21 protein-coding genes are annotated in these 19,342 nt (G+C 43.4%); 4 read left to right on the top strand and 17 right to left on the bottom strand.

The annotated features are described in order from the left end of the window. Positions 1 to 81: 81 nt before the first annotated feature. The 8 genes from G6R08_RS19395 to G6R08_RS19360 form a co-directional block, all read right to left on the bottom strand. The gene (locus G6R08_RS19395) at positions 82 to 2,007 is read right to left on the bottom strand and encodes a stage V sporulation protein D (RefSeq protein WP_163530404.1); all 1,926 of its coding nucleotides are present in this window, start codon (positions 2,005 to 2,007) and stop codon (positions 82 to 84) included. A gap of 84 nt (positions 2,008 to 2,091) precedes the next feature. Beyond that, positions 2,092 to 4,230: a penicillin-binding protein gene (locus tag G6R08_RS19390; RefSeq protein WP_163530402.1), complete on the bottom strand. Its 2,139-nt coding sequence runs from the start codon at positions 4,228 to 4,230 to the stop codon at positions 2,092 to 2,094. A gap of 22 nt (positions 4,231 to 4,252) precedes the next feature. Then, positions 4,253 to 4,618, bottom strand: coding sequence for a cell division protein FtsL (gene ftsL, locus G6R08_RS19385; protein ID WP_163530400.1), 366 nt, complete (start codon positions 4,616 to 4,618; stop codon positions 4,253 to 4,255). Continuing rightward, positions 4,615 to 5,595, bottom strand: a complete 981-nt coding sequence (gene rsmH, locus G6R08_RS19380; RefSeq protein WP_163530398.1) for a 16S rRNA (cytosine(1402)-N(4))-methyltransferase RsmH — start codon at positions 5,593 to 5,595, stop codon at positions 4,615 to 4,617. The genes ftsL and rsmH overlap by 4 nt, the downstream gene beginning before the upstream one ends. Positions 5,596 to 5,619: 24 nt before the next feature. Continuing rightward, entirely contained in the window at positions 5,620 to 6,051 is a 432-nt protein-coding gene (mraZ, locus tag G6R08_RS19375) for a division/cell wall cluster transcriptional repressor MraZ (protein ID WP_079530608.1), read from the bottom strand. Between the two features lie 159 nt (positions 6,052 to 6,210). Next, positions 6,211 to 7,836 carry a bacillithiol biosynthesis cysteine-adding enzyme BshC gene (gene bshC / locus G6R08_RS19370; protein WP_163530396.1) on the bottom strand — a complete coding sequence of 542 codons (1,626 nt, stop codon included), beginning with the start codon at positions 7,834 to 7,836 and terminating at the stop codon, positions 6,211 to 6,213. 156 nt (positions 7,837 to 7,992) lie between these two features. Continuing rightward, positions 7,993 to 8,373 carry a DUF3397 domain-containing protein gene (locus G6R08_RS19365; RefSeq protein ID WP_163530394.1) on the bottom strand — a complete coding sequence of 127 codons (381 nt, stop codon included), beginning with the start codon at positions 8,371 to 8,373 and terminating at the stop codon, positions 7,993 to 7,995. Next, a complete protein-coding gene (locus G6R08_RS19360) occupies positions 8,370 to 9,245 on the bottom strand; it encodes a 2-dehydropantoate 2-reductase (protein ID WP_163530392.1) in 876 nt (291 codons plus the stop codon). Before G6R08_RS19360 ends, G6R08_RS19365 begins: the two co-directional genes overlap by 4 nt. A 165-nt stretch (positions 9,246 to 9,410) precedes the next feature. On the opposite strand from G6R08_RS19360, the gene G6R08_RS19355 reads away from it, so the two are divergent. Beyond that, on the top strand, positions 9,411 to 9,887 hold the full coding sequence (locus G6R08_RS19355) for an N-acetyltransferase (protein ID WP_079529744.1): 477 nt from the start codon (positions 9,411 to 9,413) through the stop codon (positions 9,885 to 9,887). Positions 9,888 to 9,941: 54 nt separating this feature from the next. On the opposite strand, the gene G6R08_RS19350 is transcribed toward G6R08_RS19355, so the two are convergent. The 4 genes from G6R08_RS19350 to G6R08_RS19335 all read right to left on the bottom strand — a co-directional run bounded on the left by G6R08_RS19350 (position 9,942) and on the right by G6R08_RS19335 (position 12,090). Further along, positions 9,942 to 10,418: an RsfA family transcriptional regulator gene (locus G6R08_RS19350; protein ID WP_163530390.1), complete on the bottom strand. Its 477-nt coding sequence runs from the start codon at positions 10,416 to 10,418 to the stop codon at positions 9,942 to 9,944. A 61-nt stretch (positions 10,419 to 10,479) separates the two neighbouring features. After that, positions 10,480 to 11,250 carry an enoyl-CoA hydratase/isomerase family protein gene (locus G6R08_RS19345; RefSeq protein WP_163530388.1) on the bottom strand — a complete coding sequence of 257 codons (771 nt, stop codon included), beginning with the start codon at positions 11,248 to 11,250 and terminating at the stop codon, positions 10,480 to 10,482. A 93-nt stretch (positions 11,251 to 11,343) separates the two neighbouring features. Next, complete coding sequence (gene rpmF, locus G6R08_RS19340; RefSeq protein ID WP_079529741.1) at positions 11,344 to 11,517, bottom strand: 50S ribosomal protein L32; 174 nt, start codon at positions 11,515 to 11,517, stop codon at positions 11,344 to 11,346. A gap of 48 nt (positions 11,518 to 11,565) precedes the next feature. Next, a complete protein-coding gene (locus G6R08_RS19335; RefSeq protein WP_163530386.1) occupies positions 11,566 to 12,090 on the bottom strand; it encodes a YceD family protein in 525 nt (174 codons plus the stop codon). Positions 12,091 to 12,316: 226 nt separating this feature from the next. On the opposite strand from G6R08_RS19335, the gene G6R08_RS19330 reads away from it, so the two are divergent. Then, a complete protein-coding gene (locus G6R08_RS19330) occupies positions 12,317 to 13,519 on the top strand; it encodes a nucleotidyltransferase (protein ID WP_163530384.1) in 1,203 nt (400 codons plus the stop codon). A gap of 44 nt (positions 13,520 to 13,563) precedes the next feature. Here the strand turns inward: G6R08_RS19330 and G6R08_RS19325 are convergent, their stop codons facing one another. Together G6R08_RS19325 and G6R08_RS19320 are read right to left on the bottom strand one after the other, a co-directional pair. Next, positions 13,564 to 14,589, bottom strand: a complete 1,026-nt coding sequence (locus G6R08_RS19325; RefSeq protein ID WP_163530382.1) for a SepM family pheromone-processing serine protease — start codon at positions 14,587 to 14,589, stop codon at positions 13,564 to 13,566. After that, positions 14,589 to 15,380 carry a patatin-like phospholipase family protein gene (locus G6R08_RS19320; RefSeq protein WP_079529737.1) on the bottom strand — a complete coding sequence of 264 codons (792 nt, stop codon included), beginning with the start codon at positions 15,378 to 15,380 and terminating at the stop codon, positions 14,589 to 14,591. Before G6R08_RS19320 ends, G6R08_RS19325 begins: the two co-directional genes overlap by 1 nt. Positions 15,381 to 15,543: 163 nt before the next feature. Here G6R08_RS19320 and ylbJ point away from each other — a divergent pair, with 163 nt between their 5' ends. Beyond that, a complete protein-coding gene (gene ylbJ / locus G6R08_RS19315; protein ID WP_163530380.1) occupies positions 15,544 to 16,713 on the top strand; it encodes a sporulation integral membrane protein YlbJ in 1,170 nt (389 codons plus the stop codon). Positions 16,714 to 16,995: 282 nt separating this feature from the next. On the opposite strand, the gene coaD is transcribed toward ylbJ, so the two are convergent. Beyond that, complete coding sequence (coaD, locus tag G6R08_RS19310; protein WP_163530377.1) at positions 16,996 to 17,475, bottom strand: pantetheine-phosphate adenylyltransferase; 480 nt, start codon at positions 17,473 to 17,475, stop codon at positions 16,996 to 16,998. Then, on the bottom strand, positions 17,472 to 18,068 hold the full coding sequence (rsmD, locus tag G6R08_RS19305; RefSeq protein WP_163530376.1) for a 16S rRNA (guanine(966)-N(2))-methyltransferase RsmD: 597 nt from the start codon (positions 18,066 to 18,068) through the stop codon (positions 17,472 to 17,474). Before rsmD ends, coaD begins: the two co-directional genes overlap by 4 nt. 373 nt (positions 18,069 to 18,441) lie before the next feature. On the opposite strand from rsmD, the gene G6R08_RS19300 reads away from it, so the two are divergent. Beyond that, complete coding sequence (locus tag G6R08_RS19300; RefSeq protein WP_163530373.1) at positions 18,442 to 18,831, top strand: DUF7147 family protein; 390 nt, start codon at positions 18,442 to 18,444, stop codon at positions 18,829 to 18,831. Between the two features lie 53 nt (positions 18,832 to 18,884). On the opposite strand, the gene G6R08_RS19295 is transcribed toward G6R08_RS19300, so the two are convergent. Further along, positions 18,885 to 19,160: a YlbG family protein gene (locus G6R08_RS19295; RefSeq protein ID WP_079529734.1), complete on the bottom strand. Its 276-nt coding sequence runs from the start codon at positions 19,158 to 19,160 to the stop codon at positions 18,885 to 18,887. Between the last annotated feature and the right edge of the window lie 182 nt (positions 19,161 to 19,342).

The raw sequence follows: 19,342 nt of genomic DNA, 5'->3' as shown, positions 1-19,342 counted from the left end.
ATCATCCTAACTTTCCCACATTCTCATTCATTATAGCAAAGATATAATCGGCTGTACCGTCCTATAATGAATTTTGACAACTTATTCCTCACCCAAGTAAACGCGAATAGTGGATCCGCTCGGCACCTTCACTCCGGCTTCTGGCGCCTGAGTAACAACTTCTGATCCTTCACCGCTTGTTTTAATTTTTAAAGTTGTTAAAAATTGGGTGAGTTCTTTTTTCTCCATCCCAGTCACGTCCGGAACTTCAACAAGTGGTTCCTCCGGCCAGGCGTATTCTTTCTCGAGACCGTCTTTTCTCGGTTTTACACCTAAGGAACGCAAACTGTCCTCCATGATGTTTCCTACAATCGGAGCCGCAACGACGCCCCCAAACTGGACCGTGTTTTTCGGGTTATCAATAGCAAGATAAACGACGAGTTCAGGATCGTCTGCAGGAGCAAACCCAATAAATGATACAATATGGTTGTTGCTCATATACTGACCATCTTCCCCCACCTTCTGGGCGGTACCGGTTTTTCCGCCAACTCGATAGCCTTCGACATATGCACCGCGTCCGGTTCCTTTTGCCACAACGCTTTCAAGTGCTTTTCGTACTTGCTCTGACGTTTCCTCCGAAATGACTCGTCTCTCCATTTCCGGTTCACTTTTTTGCAAAACTTCACCGCTCACTGGGTCGAGCCATGCTTCCTGAACATAAGGTTCGTAATAGTACCCCCCGTTTACGGCGGCCGCTACAGCCATAACTTGCTGAATCGGTGTGACAGATACCCCTTGACCGAAAGCTGTCGTCGCCAATTCGACAGGTCCGACTCGTTCCGGTTTGAATAAGATCCCTTTTCCTTCACCTTGTAAATCGATCCCTGTTTTCTGACCAAAGCCAAATCGATTAATGTATTCAAACAAGCTTTCTGTGCCTAACTTCTGCCCTAGGGTGACAAAACCTGGGTTACATGAATTCTGAACAACCTCAAGATAGGATTGATCACCATGTCCGCCTCGTTTCCAACAATGCAAGGTCGTCCCATCCACTTTTATCGAACCGTCATCGTGATAATGATCGTCATGTAAATCAACTACATCTTCTTCAAGAGCTGCTGCTAAGGTGATGATTTTGAACGTTGACCCAGGCTCATACGTACTCCAGATTGGTAAATTTCGGTCGTAAACAGATGGATCAACATTTTGATAATTACCTGGATGGAAATTAGGCCGCGATGACATAGCCATTACCTTGCCAGTATCCGGGTCAACCGCAATGGCCAGCGCACCATCAGGGTTGTACTTTTCAACGGCTAAATCCAGCTCCCGCTCAATGATCGACTGTACCTTATAGTCAATCGTCAGACGCAGATCCTTTCCATCAACAGGAGGTTCGTACACATCAGCAATATCGGGCATTCGCTTCCCTTTTGCATCAGAAAAGAACGAAAGTGCTCCCTGCTCCCCACTAAGTTTCTCATCATAATAGGCTTCCAGTCCCAGCAGTCCCTGATTATCTATCCCGCTGAAACCAAGTACATGCGAAAGAAAAGCACCATGTGGGTAATAGCGCTTGGAATCTTCAGCTATGTACACGCCAGGGATGTTCAACGACTGAATGGCTTCTGCTTGATCTTCAGATATTTTCCGGCCTTCTGGATTGATTTTCTCGATCGATACTTTGTTTGTGACATGGTCATAGGCTTTCTCTACTGTCATATCGAGAATCTTGGCCAGTTTTTGGGCCGTTTCTTCTGGCTTCTTAATTTGTCTTGGCACGACCATAACTGTAGGGGCTGATTGATTTCCAACGAGCACTTTTCCATTCGTGTCTAAAATTCTGCCGCGCTCAGGCTCGAAGGTGATATCTCTCCCCCACGATTCTTCGGCCTTAGCGATTAAAAAGTCACTTAACACGAATTGAACGTACCCTAACCGGCCAGCGATCGTGGTAAAAATAAGTAAACCCACTAAAAAAACAGTGACTAAACGTTTTCTGACGACTACTTGTGATACTCTCCTCATATCCATAACTCCTTTAAAATCGATAGAGTAGGCTTGTATCACTATATGCAATCACAGAACGATTAGAACACTGCTCATTTAGGGTTACTGCGGCGGCGAAAGTTCGACCACCAAATAACCATCACCTTTTAATTTAGAACCTTTTTCGATGCTTTGTTTCACAACGTATCCACTACCCATAGTTTCCATTTTTAAATTAAAATAGTCTGCCAGCCTTTGGACATCCCGTAACGACCATCCAGTAAGGTCAGGCATCGTGGGCTGATCAGTAATGACAATAATACGCTCGCCATTCAGCGTTGTCGTCCCTGCTTCTGGGAGGGTGGCCTCTACTTTCCCACCATTCCCTACGACGGAAACATGCTCATATGTTTTCTGTAATTGAGCCACGGCATCTTTTGTAGACATGTTTGTCACATCTTGAAGCTCTTGTGTTTTCACCTGCTGATCATTATTTTTATCTGGATTAATATCAAGATAATGCAGACTGTTCTCCATTACGGTATTAAAGATATATGACACAGGTGCAGATCCAGTTTCAGTCGGTTCAAGCTCTGGCTGCTGTACAGCCACGTACATAAGAAGTTCCGGATCTTTTTTAGGCGCCATTCCAAGGAAAGAGAAGATGTAATTCTCTCTTCCAGTCATATACCCGCCGTCAGGACTTGGAATTTGGGCTGTACCCGTTTTCCCGGCTACAGAATAATCTCCTAACTTATAGGGAGCTCCTGTCCCATGTTCACCTGTTACAACGCTGCCTAATAAATCACGCATTTTTTTAGCAGTTTCAGCAGAAATCGGCTCGCCTATGACTTCAGGTTCACTAATTTCAATCGTTTTGTCTGAATCACTTCCGGTGATTTTGGAGAGCACATACGGACGCATCATTTCCCCATCATTTGCGATCGAAGTCGCGGCGGTCATCAATTGAATCGGTGTCGTCGTCGTCCCTTGTCCAAATGATGTCGTCACTTTCTCAATCGGCCACTTGTAGAGGATCTTTCCTTTCGCTTCGCCAGGTAAGTCTATCCCTGTTTTCTGATCAAAATGGAAGTCTGACAGATACTCTCTAAATGTCTGTGGTCCAATCTTCTCCATTGCCAACTTGGCTGCAGCCACATTAGAGGAACGTCTAAACCCTTCATTAAAGGTAATTTCTCCCCATCCTTCGTAATTGTGATCATGAATCGCTCTGTAATTCTCACCGATATCATATGAACCGGATTTGAATTTTTCCTTTCCATTATAGACCCCTTCTTCAATCGCAGCGGCCCACGTGAACATTTTCATTGTAGATCCTGGTTCAAATGGATAGGAAATCACGTCATTATACCAGTTTTCCACATCACCAATATCATTCGGATTATAACTTGGCCGGTTACTCATGGCCAGAATTTGCCCAGTCTCCGGGTCCATAACAGCTGCCATGATTTTCTTTGGCTTGTACTGTTCTTGGACAGAAGACATCGCATCCTCGAGGAATGTTTGGATTTTCTGGTCAATGGTAAGATGAACATTTTCACCATCATCCGGCGGTTTCAATATTTCGTTCGGATCCAGAAGCTTTACTCCATATTTATCACGTTCATAGGAAATTTTACCTTTTTCACCTTCTAAATATTCCTCCAACTGTTTCTCAACGCCAGTCACACCGTTGATATGTCCGTTTTCCGTTCGGGCAAAACCGATGATGTGCGAGGCAAATTTTCCGTTTGGATAATACCGCTTAGATCTTTGATCAAACTTTATTCCGCTTAAATCCATTTCCTTAATTTTCTTCATAGTCTTGCGGGAGATCTCCCGGCCTTTACTTCCAAACTCAACCTGAAAACTTCCAGCTTCCTGTGCTTCCTTCATCGTCTCGGCCATCTTTGCAGCATCCATATCTAATATTGGAGCCAGCTTTGAGGCTGTTTCCTGAATATCATCTACGTGTTTAGGATCCTCCTTATTAGTAGTAAAAGCAGGATCAACAATTGCATATAAACGGTAGGTGGGACGATCGTACGCCAACACCATTCCGTTTTTGTCAAAAATTTTACCGCGGCTTGCGTCCAACTGATAGGAAGTTGTTCGGCTTTCTTCAGCCCATTTCTCCAGGTTAACCCCTTCTACTTCAGCCGTTGTTTCAATATAAAGAAATCGCCCGGCAATAATAAGGAACATGATTGAAAAAAGAATGATCAACAAAGCGGCACCTTTATGTGTATTGGCACTTTTCATAAAGACACCACCTTCTATGGAGTTAGTTTCCTAAGTAGCCTGCCTGCTTCACTTTAGCATTCTGAATGTCAAGGCCGTGTTCTTTGGCAATCTCCAGGATACGGTCCGGGTTGCTTAGTTCTTTTACTTGGTAAGCAAGGGTTTCATTGTGTGCTGCCTGCTGCTCTACTTCCTGTTCAAGTTGCTGAATATTTCGGTTTAGCGTATCTGTCGAAGAGGTAAAGTTAACCATAAAGATAGAAGCAGCAACGACGACTCCTGTAAAAGCACTGTATAAAAACTTTTCTCCCGTACTGATCCATTGCTTCTTATGAACTTTTACTTTGGGCTGCTGCTTATTCGGTTCTTGTACAGGCTGTTGCAAATCTCTTACTCTTTCAGTGCTCATGTTTGCTTCCACCCTTCTTCAAATTTAAATTCTTCTGACCACGGTTTCACTTTTTCTACTACACGGAGCTTGGCTGATCGTGATCGTCTATTGTCTTCAAGTTCATCGTTATCTGCTGTAATAGGTTTTCTCGTAATTAAAGTAAATGGAGGCTGTTTGTCCTCCGGAATCACTGGAATATTCTTTGGCAATGGAGGATTCGAACTCCATTTCTTAAAGGTTTGTTTGCACAATCGATCTTCAAGTGAATGGAAGGTGATGACAGCGATTCGTCCTTCTACCCCTACCACTCTAGCTGCCTGATGCAGGGTATCCTGAAAAGCCCCCAGCTCGTCATTCACAGCGATTCTGATGGCCTGAAACACTCGTTTAGCGGGGTGCCCGCCTTTTCTGCGTGCCGGAGCCGGAATCCCTTCTTTAATGAGGTCTACAAGCTGATCTGTCGTATCTATCGCCTGCTGCTCTCTCGCTGCCTCAATTTTCCTGGCAATCTGTTTAGAAAATTTTTCTTCTCCATATTTAAAGAAGATGCGTACGAGGTCTTCATAAGGCCATTCATTAATCACATGCCACGCTGATAATTCATCTGACTGGTTCATCCTCATATCGAGTGGAGCATCATTATGATAACTAAACCCACGCTCAGCCACATCGAGCTGCGGACTTGAGACGCCAAGGTCATAAACAATTCCATCCACCTGGTCATAGCTTAGTTCTGCCAATTTCTCTTCCAATTGCCTGAAGTTGGCATGAACAAAGGTGATTCGTTCACGATAAGGGGCTAATCTCTCTCGTGCCGCTTCTAGTGCATGCTCATCCTGGTCAAAGGCGATTAACTGTCCGCCTTCCCCGAGCCGGGAAGCGATCTCTTCTGCGTGACCTCCTCCTCCCAACGTACAGTCAACATACACACCATTCGGTCGAATATGTAACCCTTTTATCGTTTCTTCTTTTAACACACTATAATGTTCGAACATCTACTCACTCGTTTCTTCTATCAATCAAATATCAAAATCAAGCATATTTTCTGCAATCTCAGAGAAAGATTCTTCGGATGCTTCGAAATACGTTTCCCACTGATCCTTACTCCAGAATTCAATACGGTTGGAAACACCAATAACGACACATTCCTTATCGAGCAGAGCGTGCTTTCGAAGCGGTGGAGGGATATTAATTCTTCCCTGCTTGTCTACTTCACATTCAACAGCCCCGGATAAGAAAAACCGCGTGAAGGCGCGGGCGTCTTTCTTCGTTAATGGAAGCTTTTTCAGTTTCTCTTCAAGCAGCTTCCACTCATTCATAGGATAGGCAAATAAACATTGGTCCAAACCCCTTGTCAGCACAAAGCCGTCCTGGAGTTCATCACGAAATTTAGAAGGTACGATAATTCGTCCTTTGGTATCAATGTTATGTTGAAATTCGCCCATGAACATAGACTCTTCCCCACCTTCTACAATCATCCTACCACATCGCTCCACTTTTCACCACTTACTTTTTTATCATTCTTTAAATAATAAAAAAATCCTGCCTGGAGGGGCAAGATTTTCAAGGTTTTTATTTTATTTTTTCATTGTGGGGGATTGTGGAGGGATTCACACATACACCACATAATGCGGATGAGTAAAGGAAAGCTGATGATCGTTGATTCGCTTAAACACATCCATTCCATACGTGTTCACCCATGGAGTGATGTTCCACACCCTCTCTTGTAATCCTCCTTCGGGATGAAGCAGCAGATCCAGTTCTTTGAATGTCTTCATCTCTCGTTGATATTTTTCTTCAATCGATTGAAGCATCCGATGTTCTAAAAACTCCACCATTTGCTTGATATAGTCTAAATTCTTCTCTCCCAGCGCCTCTAGGTCAGGGCCGAGTTCAGACGCTTTTTCACGAAGCGGCTGGTGTATGCTTGCCATCTCTTGTTTAATCTGCTCGCTCATCTGTTCAATAGGCGGGTTGCTCGCTGCCGCCAGCCATTTCACCTTCTCACTCGCAGTCCCATGTTCTAGAACTTTCTTCATGTCCAGCTGCAGCTCACGAAGCGCTACCTCAGTCTTTCGATCAACCAGCGTAAAAGATAGTCGCGGATAAACAGGCGGCATTTGTAACCCTACTGCTTGAAAAGCTGGTTTGAGCACAGACCAATAGCTAATTTCACCAGGTCCGCCAATGAAAGAAAGAACAGGAAGCAAAAATTCCTGCATAAGAGGTCTTGTGACCACGTTGTTACTTAATTGCCAAGGCGATTCCTGTGCGATTTGAAGCAGTTCTGTTTTGGTCTTCTCCAGCTCATTCTTTTTACCACGGAAACTTCCTTCCTCGGCTCTCGCAAGCAAGACTCGTTCGCCGTTGTGATGATAGAACAAATGAGCATCATCGGCCTCACTATCTAACGATACCGGATATCCTTGCTGTCTGTTTCGCTGAATCGCTGCCCATACGCCTTCTGCAATGGTTTCATTTTCATGAATCATCTGCTCAAAATACCCAGATTCCAGTCGACGGATGCCCTGGTGATGCGCATCTACAATGATTAAACCTTCTTCATTAAACAGAGTATAGAGCAAACGTGCGAAGAACTCACTGTAACTTGAGGAAAGTTTCATGTGGCTGACCACTGTTTGGTAAAAGTCGCGTGTAATTTCGGTTTCCTTAACCTCAGCGAAAACCTTCTTCAACCAGGAGTCTACGGCTTCACGATCAAAAGGCAAATCTGACACGGAAGCTTTCTGATCATTTTGAGCCTGCAGCTGAATTTTCTTCATTCTTTGTTCGCTCTTCATCATCACGTGATTGATTTCAGCAAAATCATGGTCTTCCCCGGCAATCCAAAAGATTGGAATGACAGGTGTGCCAAGCTCCTTCTCCTGTTGTTTTGCGAGCTGAATCACTGAAATGATTTTATGAATGGTGTATAAAGGCCCCGTCAACAGCCCAGCCTGCTGTCCAGCCACTACGGCCATCGTCTTGTCATTTCTAAGTTTTTCAATCATGGTGAAGGTGTGCGAAGGAGCCTCCCACTGTTCATTCATCTCAGTGAGTGTATCCGCCAAGCCGTTACGATTGTATGTGCGCTCCTGCACATACTCAGCCCGCTTTCGTAACGTATCTTCATGATGAGGGTTGTATTCAAATTTATCTTCTACATTTTTATAATGATTTAAATAATCGTCTACTAAAACATTCTTCTGATTTAGTTTGACGGGATCGATTCGCATGATGAACGTCTCCTTTTATGCTCAGGTTGTTATGTACCCTTATGTATTGTACAAAAAAGCGCCGGAGAGTTCACCTAATCTGTTTGCTAAAAAACATATCTCTTCGGTAATAATTAGAAAAACCTTGTGTTGCCTTCGCTTAACCTCTAAAATTTTTCAGAGAAACAGCCTGTCAGCCAGCCCATATACCGTCAAGCCCATGTACACAACCAGCAGTACAACAAAGCTAAGCCTCAGAAATACAATGAACGACCGCCCCAGTTGTACCTCTTCATATACTTTATATTGAATAATAACAGATAAGCTTAGAATGACCAGTAAAAAAATAATAATCCAGGACCAGTAACTCTCCTCAAATAAGACAAGCAGCAAGACGTGAATTGCTAATACTAGAAACGGAACCGTAAATTGTGTGCACTGCCGGACAGCTCTTTTCTTATAACGGTGCCATTTCATCGCAAAAAAGTAACTTATCAATAAAAATAACAGCGGCATGGTTACTAAAGCAGCAATAATATAGCTGAGGAAATTAATCATTGCGCTTCTCCTTTAGCCGATCGTATTTCCAAGGCATGAATCGCTTCCGTTACAAACTCATGGAAAGGGACCTCTCCCTTACCTGCGTTCACAATATACCCGCAAATGGCGTCCACTTCTGTTTTCCTTCCAAGCCGAATATCTTGAAGCATTGATGATTGATTCTCTCCCGTATTGCAAGCCACAGCGGCAACACGATCCCATTGGTCGGGGTAGGAAAGATTAAGAACAGAGCACGCTTCGCTGCACAGCTGTTTAGCCAATGATTGAATCGAAGGGTTGTCCATAATCATGTTATTGGAAACGTGAAAAAGAGCTGTCAAAGGATTGATGACTGTGTTTACCACTAGTTTGTCGGCCATGATCGGAAAGTATGCTTTTTCAGCTTTAAACAAAAACGCATCAGTTGATAATCTTGCTGCCCACTTTTCAATCACTTCTCCTCCATGATGAGGAGCGATTAGTATTTTCCCTAGGCCCTTATGATGAACGGCCGTATCACTTTCCTTAAGAGCCCCATGCTCCACAACTCCGATCAGGCATGGATTAGATAAATGGGAAACGAGGTCGAGATGGTTCATTCCATTTTGCAGAAAAAGTAATGGAGCTTCTGTACGTAGATTGTCAATGATTGAAGATAGAGACCGCTGTTTAACAGCAAGTATAACCAAGTCATGTTCCAATTGCTGACCTGCAAACAACTCAACGTCTACAGGGGCGGGATGAGGTAACGAAGAACAAGATACGCCCTCCCTGGATAGACGATTACGCTGTTCCTCCCGTTTGACATAAAGAGTTACGTTATGTACTTCATGTAAGTGTGAGGCTATCAATAACCCAATCGCACCACCGCCAATAATTCCCACTTCCATGGCATTCCCTCATTTCCTTAAAGCCTCTTTTTTCCTTATTGTAGCAAACTTCCGCTAAAACAGGGAATGGCTTTTTATAAATATGAGGGTCATTCATTTCATTCTGAATATTTTTATATTATAATTAGGGAGAGATACAGAATTTTGAAAGGGGAATTCCACGTGATGACGAAGCATAAAGTTCAGCCATTATTAGTTAATTATAAAACATTAGAAGAATTTAAACGATTTAAAGAATATGGCAATCAAGAATTAGCGATGCTCGAAGACCTTGAAAGCAACATTGTCGAGAATGACAGCGAGTCACCTTTCTTCGGAGTCTACTTTGGAAACGCTTTAGCGGGCAGGATGAGCCTTTATCGTGTCCGGGCGAAATACGATCATTACTTTAACCCGCCACAAGACTACTTGGAGCTTTGGAAATTAGAAGTACTGCCAGACTATCGTGACCAAGGATTCGGAAAAGCAATGGTAGATTTCGCGAAAAGCTTTAATTTGCCTATCAAGACAAATCCGAGAATTAAATCCCACTCTTTCTGGGAAAAAATGGACTTCCAAAAGGCTCATTACGATGTTGGGCGTGACCTCGGTGAGAACCCGCTGATCTGGATGCCTTCAGGTGTAAAAGAAAGAGAAGTTTAATATAAAATAAACAAGGCCGCTACAATGCTGTGTAGGGCCTTTTTCTTTCTCTCATTATGTGTAGGTTTGCGGCCTGCTTTTTTTCACATAAGTCACAAGCTTTTCCATTTCACTCCACGCTTGTTCCAGCTCCTTCAATTGGTCCTTTAATTTAACATTATCTTCATTTAACTGATGCAGCCTGCTTTGAAGCTGTTCATGATCATACGATGAATGCTGACTCGTTTTCATCTCTTTCAGAAAAGAAATGGCATCATCAAATGAAATGGGCGACTCCCTTTGTAAAGCTGTTTGCGCAAGTACAGATCTGGATTTTCTATTTTGCTTCGCTTCACGTATGTCCTTCTGATAATCCTTTCTTACTGTAGCATTCCATCGAAACCCACATGCTGCGGGGGTTCGTTTCAGCTGCTGTGCTACCTCCTGAAAGGCTTCCAGCTGGGTTCTTCCATCCCGGATATAGCGCAGCACCGTCTGGGCAAGAAGCACATCTTCTTCACCCTTCCAGGCATCTTGTCTTGGGGCGTCCATTTGATCCCTCCTCTATCGTTTGCTTATAGTTATGCAAAAGAAGAGGTTGATAGAATCGTATTTATGAGTTTTTTCTGGAAGATGCGGCGAATCTTCTCACGGCTTTTACATGCGCCTCGGATTCCCATAGCCCGGCACAATGCTGGACTTCTTGATCCATGTGCTGTGATAACCCTTCTATAGAAAGCTTTTCTATGTATTGCTGTTTGAAGACATGCAATTGTTCCACCGATTTTTCTAAAAAAGGACGAAGTAATTCCTTGCCGTCCATTTGCTGTCTTGTCACGATCTTATGTAACCAGCCAATCTCAAGGGCCCGGCTTGCACTGTACATCTGCGCCTCCATTAACCAATGCGCAGCAATATTAGATGGGATCCGTTTATATAAAATTTCCCCGCCGCCCCAACCTGGCGTAATGCCTAACTGGCCTTGAATGAATCCATAACTTCCGTCCGCTAAACCATATCTAAAATCACAAGCCGTTGCTATTTCACATCCCCCGCCGCGAGCCTGACCATTGAGAAACGCGAACGTGGGGACTGGAAAGCAGGCCAGCTCATGCAGCACCTGCTTCATAGGTAAAAGGGTGCGATAAGCCTGTTCGCTCGTTAAATCGCCATGCAGCTCTGTTAAGTCTCCGCCTGCACAAAATGCACGGTCCCCTGCTCCGCGGATAACGAGACATTTAATATGTTCTATGTTCTTCGCTTGTTCTAAAGCATTAAGGAGTTCGTCAGCCATCTGCTTTGTAACCGCATTCATTTTATCCGAACGATTCAGCGTGACCAGTCCATACCCGTCATCAGATACAGTCAGTGTTACTTGTTCCATAAGTTTGCTCCCTTTTCGTGTGATATCATTCATGGACTTCTTTTTTTGCAAAAAAAAGGACCTGACATTCAGGCCCTTTTTTCCGTACAGATCTTACTGTTCAACCACTTGCTTTCCATCATATTGTCCACAAGATTTGCAAACATGGTGTGGTTTTGTATACTCTCCACAGTTTTGGCATTCTACCATACCAGGTACGTGAAGTTTTTTATGAGTACGACGTTGGTTTTTTACCTTTTTGGATGTTCTACGCTTAGGTACTGCCATGTTGTACACCTCCTTTTATTTACGACCGAGAAAACCAAAATGATTTTCTTATTCGTTATTTTCTTCTTCATTCAATAATGATTGCAGCTTAGCCATTCGAGGATCCACTTTCTTCTCCTCCGGTTCCTCTGTAACCACCTGCCAGCCCTTACCCTCTGTAAGAGCTTGATCATGTGCCTCTTGATCATCTGAAAATACCCGAGTTGGAACCTCTAATAGTACATTTTCCTTGATATAAGGCGTTAAGTCAAGCACTTCTCCACTAACAGGGTGAATCTCGCTTTCATCTTCCTCTTCATAATAGGGAGACAGGTTAAATTCTTCCCGCACCTCAATTTGAAAAGGGTATTCCACATCAACTAATGTTCTTGCACATGGCAAAATCATTTCGCCTTCAACGGAAAAAGTCACCGAGATATCATCACCGCGTCTTCTGGCTTGACCTTCTACATGAACAGGAGAAATCCTGCGAATGTCGTTATTCATGTCCTCTAATTCGCGAATGTCTACATCGTCTTCAAAATCAAACGGATCATCGCCCGCCTGGTTTAGTTTTTGTAGAGGAAATTTCATAGTTATCACCCCATGGCAACAAGAGTTATTGTAAAAGGATTTAAGCTTTTTGTCAATATATTTTCTTTACACCCTTTTACACGTGCGTGTATAATCCCAGTCTTTTAGAACCTACCCTTTACTTATAAATGAAAAATTTTATACTATCTTCATGATAAGATATAAACAGCAGGGATTCAATAGGTCCGTTATGCTCTAGTATTAAACGAAGGAGGACTTTCATACGATGAAATCTTGTGGAGTCATTGTCGAGTACAATCCGTTTCATAATGGTCATGCTTATCACATCGAACAAAGCAGACAAGCCGCTCATGCGGATTGTATGATTGCCGTGATGAGCGGGAACTTCTTGCAGCGAGGCGAACCCGCTATCATCGATAAATGGCATAGAACCAGAGCCGCATTACAATCTGGAGCCGATTTAGTGCTGGAACTGCCTTATGTTTTTGCCGTCCAGCATAGTGATTATTTTAGTCAGGGTGCTGTCGATACGCTGTCTTACGCTGGAGTCGATGCGATTTGTTTTGGCAGCGAGAATGGTGAAATCGCCCCGTTTCTGGCGGCGCACGAAACTTTAAAGCAGCACGGAGAAGAATTCCATAGCAGCTTACGTCAGCATATGGATAAAGGGCTGTCTTATCCGGAAGCAGCTCGTTTTGCCTACGAAGCAATCGGATTGGAGGCCCTTGACCTTGGCCAGCCCAATAACACTCTAGGATACAGCTACATGAAACAGATGCTTACCCGTCATAAACAGATTACTCCGCTTACTATTAAACGGACAGGAAGCCAGTACCACGACCAGCAAATGGGCGGATCAATCGCTAGTGCTACAAGTATACGAAAAGACTTACTAGCCCATCATGAAATGACGGAACAAGCGCGTGAGGCTATGCCCATACTGACAGCTAACGAACTGGCCCGTTACAGACATAAGAATGAACTCTGGCATGAGTGGGAGCATTACTTTGACTTGCTTCAGTATAAACTACTTACTCTTCCTGCAGAACAATTACAGCTGATTCACGGCATGGACGAAGGGTTAGAGCATCGTTTTAAGCAAGCCGCCAAAAAAACCGCAAGTTTTGACCAGCTCATTGATACGGTTAAAACGAAACGATACACATGGACACGACTGCAACGGACATGTGTCCACATTTTAACAGGTCTGACCAAGAACGAAGCCCAACAGTCTCTGAACACACAGACGCCTTATGTACGTGTGCTTGGCATGAATGAAACGGGGCAGACCTATTTGAATAAACAAAAAAAACGCATGGAAGTTCCGCTGATTACTCAGCCTCAGCAATGGGCTCATCCTCTGCTGGAATTCGAAGAAAGGGCTGTCGCGGCATACTACAGCGTGCTGCCTGCTGAGGAAAGAGTCAAACAAATAGCTACAGAGTACGGGCCTCCCGTTCGAATATAAAAAAGAATGCCGCAAGTTGAATCTGCGGCATTCTTTGTACTTCTCTATTCTTTGGGTTCAAGATCCTGCAGGTAGTTAAGTGCATCCTGGAAGGTATCAACCGGAACAATTTTCATATCTGTTCCGATCTCTTCTGCTGCTTTCTTAGCCATCTCATAGTTAGACTTCTCTCTCCCCTCTTCACTTGGAGCGAAGAAGATATCACAGCCGTCCTCATCAGCTGCTACTACCTTTTTACCAATCCCGCCGATTCTGCCTACCTGACCTTCATAATTAATTTCACCAGTACCAGCGATCTGATAACCTTTCGTGAGGTCCTGCTTTGTTAATTGATCATACATTTCCAATGAAAACATCAGCCCGGCACTAGGCCCGCCAATTTCACCGCTTTTTATCTTAACATTAGGATCCACTTCCACCGTGCGGTCGGTAACAAGCGATATGCCGACACCTGCTTTATCTGGGTTTTCGGGGAAAGTAGCAAGTTCGATTTCTTTTGTCAGCTTTTCCCCGTTTCGTTTAATCGTCAGCGATACCGTCTCTCCTTCACTAAATCCGCCGACATACTCAACCAGTTCAGTTGATTCATTGATCTTTTTCCCATCTACTTGAACAATTTCATCCCCAGCTTTAAGATGATCCGCCGCCGGCATTCCTTTTAACACATTGACAACGTAGACTCCTTCGTAATTAATGTCAATATCTTTGTCAGCCGCTTGGTAGGCTACCACCTTGGCAGCCTCCTGGGAAGATTCCATCATTCTGAGCTGGGCATGAAAATATTCCTCTTCAGAAATGCCTTCTGGTCTGATCTCATCTAAAGGATGAACTTGATAAAATGGTCTGACTTTAGCGACCAGCCACTGAATCGGCGTAGCCTGCCCGCCTCGGACGGTTACTAAATGCATATCCCCTTCGCTCGAGTACCCGCTGGCCACTTCAACAAAAGGGTCCAGGGCGTCAGCGCTTCCCGGTTTGTAAATGTAATAAGGTAATCGATAAGCTCCGAGAAATGCAACGATTAAGATCGTAATGATTCCAGTTATTATAATCCGTTTATTCGATTTCATTATGATGTCCCCTTCCAATTAGCTATCTTGTGTTTAATCGCGTCGATCTGCAGTGTGGTTGCTGCTTCCCCTGCCTCAATAATTTCCTTAATATTGGTGAAAGCTCGGGAACTGTAAGTGGTCACCTCAGGGCGTATCATCACATCTGCATCTGAGGAAATCCCCATCGCTGTTGACAGTTGATCCTGCATAATATCGATACTCTGGAAAATAACATCATAAATAGAATGAATGCTTGGATCAGCATCGAAATGAGAGCAATCAACTGCAATAATCAGATCGGCGCCCATTTGCTTGACTACCGAGACGGGCACCCGATCAATCACCCCGCCGTCGATATACAAACGATCATTAATTTTTTCTGGAACGAAAATCCCAGGGATCCCTATGCTAGCTCGAACAGCATCGCTTGCAGGACCATTTTGAAACACTTTCTTCGTTCCGGCTGATAAATCTGTCGCAATGATCGACATGGGCAGATTAAATTGTTCAATGGATTTACCAAACGTAAATAAACGGATATACTCCTTAATTCTTCGTCCCTGAATGAATCCCATTTTCGGAACAGTGAAATCAAGGTAGTACTTCCGTTTGAATGTGAAGGCTAACTTATATAAGTCTTCAATTCGTTGTCCCGCTGCATAAAATGAACCGACGAGGGCTCCCATACTGCTGCCAGCGATCAAATGTACCGGGATTCCATGATCACTCAGCACCTTAAGTACTCCCAAATGCGCAAACCCTCGAGCACCCCCTGAGCCAAGGGCCAGCCCTATTTTAGGATGCTCCACACCACATCTCTCCTTGACTGAAAATCGATTGATTCTATTTTATGGTATATCTGCGTTACTTATGAGCGTACATATAAGTGGGGACAACCATTACGATGTAAAATCTATACTCATTTTACTATGGATGATTTTAGAAGTACAGAAAACGACGTGTAAAGGTGTGATGGCTATCGCTAAATTAACGACCGTCGCTTTCACCTTCCTATCTATCTTTTTTACCATTGCCCTTATTATGTATCCTGATACGGTCTTATCCGCCAGTTTACGAGGACTAGACTTATGGGCGACTAAAGTATTTCCATCGCTGCTGCCGTTCTTCATCGTTGCTGAATTGCTTTTCGGGTTCGGTGTCGTACACGGGGTTGGGGCATTATGCGAACGATTTATGCGTCCATTATTTAATGTGCCGGGAGCAGGTGGATTTGTATGGGTGATGGGGATGGTGAGTGGATATCCGGCAGGCGCAAAATGGACAAAAGATTTACGGGAGAACGGCCAGGTCACAAAGATCGAAGCAGAACGACTCGTAGCGTTTACGAATGCTTCCAGTCCACTCTTCCTCTTCGGGGTGGTAGCAGGTGCATTCTTCGGTAATACAGGCCTGGGGCTGATGATCGCTGCTGCTCATTACGGGGGAAACTTTTTAGTTGGACTTGGTATGCGCTTTTATCGTTATGGAGCAGACCAGCCGACTGTCCACTCTCATAAAAAATCGATAAAAGAGGCATTTCACATTTTGCACCAAACAAGGATTAATGATGGCCGCCCGTTTGGCCAGCTGCTTGGAGATGCTGTAATGCGCTCTGTCCAGACTTTAATCCTCGTCGGAGGCTTTATTATGATGTTTTCCGTCGTAACAGATTTGTTAAAACAAACAGATGTGATCCATTTATCTGCTATCCTGCTCAGTTTGATCGGTATCCCTGAGGTATTCCATCTACCATTAACAGCAGGATTGTTCGAAATTACAACCGGTGTTTCAGCATTGACCGATACGAACACGTCTTTATTAGCTCAATTGGTTTTCGTCAGTTTTATACTAGGATTTCACGGGCTGTCTATTCAAGCTCAAATTGCCAGCATCTTAGCCGATACAGATATTCGCTTTGCCCCATATGCCTGGGCGAGATTGGCCCATGGAACAATTGCCGCTATTCTCATGATGATTTTTTATCCGTATTTCGGTGTTGCTGAAGATTCGCTCAATGTATGGACAGGAACACACGATCCACATAATCACTGGATGACTTTTTTTGAAAATTACGGTCCGACCTTTACGTTCTGTCTGCTATCCCTATCCCTTTACATTTTTTGGATTAAAAAAAGAGGATGATCCACTATTTCTCTCCTATCAAAACAATTCGAAAGTAAGGTTATGAGTTATGACATAATGTTTGTTCGTAAAGTCGTAATGACTTCGAGTTAGGAAGGTATATTTTTGAGATAGGGCGCTATAATTTTGAGACAGGGCGTTATCGCTTCACGTTAGGGAACAATGAAATATAACATTAAAAAAACCTATGAAAATGGAAATGAATGGATGACCTGAGGTGTAAAAAAATGTAAAACCCTTCTAAAAAAGAGGGTGCCCCTCATGTTGGGGACACCCTCTTGCTTATTTATATTTATTTTGCAGCGCTTTCTCAACTGTCGGCGGAACCAAATCAGAAATATTGGCTCTGTACTTGGCAACTTCTTTGACGATACTCGAACTTAAGAACGAATATTGATTATTCGTCATCATGAAGAAGGTCTCAATTTCTTCATTAAGCTTCCGATTCATAGATGTAATCTGCATTTCATACTCAAAATCACTAACGGCTCTCAATCCACGAATGATCGCTTGTGCCCCTTTACCCTGCGCATACTCCATTAACAGTCCGTCACAAGCATCCACTGAAACGTTAGGAAGATCAGCTGTTACTTCTTCCAATAATGCTACACGCTCATGGACATCAAACAACGGCGCCTTGCTTTGATTATTAAACACAGCTACGATCAGGTGATCGAACACCTTCGCCCCGCGTTGAATGATATCTAAATGTCCGTATGTCACAGGATCAAAACTTCCTGGACAAATCGCTAACCTGGTCATTCTGTCACCTCATATCTAAAAATAGAAACACCGATATTACTGCCGTATTTCTCTGTTTTTATTTGTTTAAGCTGCCCTACTTGCACAGGAATATCCTCAGCAGCATCGTGTTCACAGACGACGGTTGTCCCGCTATCAATCAGTTCCTCATGAATCAGAGCTTCCAGCAGCTCTTCATAGGAAAACTTTTTATAAGGAGGGTCGAGAAATATGTATTGAAAAGTCAGTCCTCTCTTCCCAGCCGCCTTAATCGCTCTGTGCGCATCAGTTCTAAATATTTCAGCCTGATCCTTTAAACTGAGAGTCTCCAGATTCTCATGAATGACCTGAATTGCCTTGTGCTGCTGATCGACAAACACACAATGCTTAGCACCACGGCTTAAAGCTTCAATGCCGAGCCCTCCGCTGCCAGCAAATAGGTCGAGAACTTGTCCGCCGTCAAAAAAAGGACCGATGATTTGAAACAAAGACTCTTTCACTTTGTCCGTCGTGGGTCTTGTTTTATGATTCGGTACAGGCTTAAGCTGTCTGCCTTTATGTACACCCGCAATGACTCGCATCATTTGCACCCCTCTTTCATCCACATTCAACATAATCCTACCACAAATCGTCAAGAGCTGAAAACGTTTCATACATGAAGCGATTTTTTCAGAAAATAATCCCTATTGTTCGTATAAATCATTTTAGAAGTGGTGATACTTAGTTGTGAAGCAGATTATCTGCTTCGGAAAACGGAAGAGACTTAATTCCCCATAGGTCCTTCTTCCGGTTTCTCCTCTCCCTTTGCTTTTTGTTTCCATATCATAGAAGCAAAAAGAAGGGCTGTCCCTTAGTGGGGCAGCCCTGTTTTTTTGTCTGTAACACTTAAAAGAAACTTCTTTCCTTCTCCATAACTTGTAATCACTTCCCATGACTTCCTGTCCCATGCTAAAGTAAGGGGAAGACCATTGGAAAGGACGATACCCATTGATTCAAAAATTTATTGAACTCGGCGAAGGATATGCAGATATTTATGAACTTGTGGAACTGGGGCGACTTATGCCTGAGCGCATCCAGCACGCCATTGCTTTCTTTAGTGAAAAATCAAACCGTCCCGTCGCTTCCTTAGCCTTAATTATGAAACCTACTCCCGAACAAAAATTTCAGCCGATCTACCTTTGCAGAGAGGGCATTCCTAATCCACATGAACAGCCTAATAAACGCTATGAGCTGTTTAAAGATATGGTAGAAAATCATCAAAAACAAGTCAGCGAATTTACCGTTAAGCCATCGAATGTTTTTCCTGAGACAGACTTGTACTACCAATACTTAATCGGCATTTTAAGAACCAATAAGTTTATAGCGCCTTTATCATGAGCAGAAGAGAATTCAAAAAAAATAACAGGCGTTTGTTATGAAACAAACGCCTGTTAAATTCCCATCTTATAATCATATTGCTTGGCTTTATCCGGTTTAGCATTCTCAAAGTTCGTTCGAATGGCCGGCTTATGGGAAAGATCAACACGCGAGACAAATGGTAAACGCTCCAGTTTTTCCATCTTAAACTCTGCATCCTCATGATCCACATAAAGAAGGGCGTACTTTTGCTTTTTAGAAGCATGGATTAAATGACCATGTTTTTTAATTTGGCGGATATTCTTCATATGTTGAAAATATACAATGATTCCTTGTCGTTTCACCCTCATATAATTCCCTACTTTGTACTGTATTTATGATGATTTTACCAAATGAATCACTTTTCTTCAATCTTCGTTAAGTTAAAAGCTAGAATAGAAACGAAACGCCTGACTCTCATATATTAAAAAAAGAGAATCAGGCGCTTTATGTCTGCTGCAGATGTTCGAGCACCTGTCAGTTCCTTATATTA

Origin of the sequence: Halobacillus ihumii (genome assembly GCF_902726645.1) — a bacterium.
Classification (GTDB): Bacteria; Bacillota; Bacilli; order Bacillales; family Halobacillaceae; genus Halobacillus_A; species Halobacillus_A ihumii.
The sequence above is the reverse complement of the archived record's forward strand: the minus strand, read 5'-3'. Positions and strand labels throughout refer to the sequence as shown.